This is a genomic window from Grimontia marina, from assembly GCF_900060185.1.
Taxonomy (GTDB): domain Bacteria; phylum Pseudomonadota; class Gammaproteobacteria; order Enterobacterales; family Vibrionaceae; genus Enterovibrio; species Enterovibrio marinus.
Genome location: NZ_FIZY01000179.1, coordinates 1 through 963, shown reverse-complemented (window position 1 = coordinate 963; position 963 = coordinate 1). Strand labels below are relative to the sequence as shown.

The 963-nt window shown below is 45.5% G+C and carries 3 rRNA genes; all 3 read left to right on the top strand.

Annotated features, from left to right (window positions below):
• Window positions 1-99 (top strand): 23S ribosomal RNA (locus GMA8713_RS25820); the annotation flags it as partial.
• A 125-nt stretch (window positions 100-224) separates the two neighbouring features.
• A 5S ribosomal RNA gene (rrf, locus tag GMA8713_RS25815) occupies window positions 225-340 on the top strand.
• A 394-nt stretch (window positions 341-734) separates the two neighbouring features.
• A 16S ribosomal RNA gene (locus GMA8713_RS25810) occupies window positions 735-963 on the top strand; the annotation flags it as partial.

The window sequence follows — 963 nt, the reverse complement described above, 5'->3', positions numbered from 1 at the left end:
CTAAAGGGTTGTTGGAGACGACGACGTAGATAGGTCAGGTGTGTAAGCGCTGCGAGGCGTTGAGCTAACTGATACTAATTGCCCGTGAGGCTTAACCATACAACACCCAAGGGGTTTTGACGGACTCGGATAGAACATTGAATGTGTAGAGAACATAGAAACAGCTTTCCAAGATTACTTTTGCCTTCAGTTTTTTGAAAAACTGAAAGTAAAAAAAGAATTTGCTTGGCGACCATAGCGTTATGGACCCACCTGACTCCATGCCGAACTCAGTAGTGAAACGTAACAGCGCCGATGGTAGTGTGGGGTCTCCCCATGTGAGAGTAGGACATCGCCAGGCTTCCAATTTAGAGAAAGCCCGTTGAGAACAACGGGCTTTTCTTTCGCTCCTCTGATTACAATGCGAGCGAAGTCAAAAAAAGATTTTTACTCTTCATCTTAGGATAAAAAATATGAAAGTTTTTTCTTGACTCGATATCAGAATCGCGTAAGATGCGCGACCTGACTTGCTGAGGCACAATGTACTAAGGCCTTGAAAATCGATGCTCTTTAACAATTTGACCTATGCAATCTGTGTGGGCACTCGTAGTTGATAGACAAAAGATTTATCGATGTTTACTGAGTGACCAAACGAAAACTTTTCGGAGTTATCGGCACAGTCAATTCGTTCTGCTCTTTCTTTACTTTGTTAGAGAGGGGTTAGAACACAACAGTATTTCATCGAGCCAAAACTTTAATTGAAGAGTTTGATCATGGCTCAGATTGAACGCTGGCGGCAGGCCTAACACATGCAAGTCGAGCGGCAGCGACAATAAAGATTCTTCGGATGATTTATTGGGCGGCGAGCGGCGGACGGGTGAGTAATGGCTGGGAACCTGCCTGGTAGAGGGGGATAACCACTGGAAACGGTGGCTAATACCGCATGATGTCTTTGGACCAAAGAGGGGGACCTTCGGGCCTCTC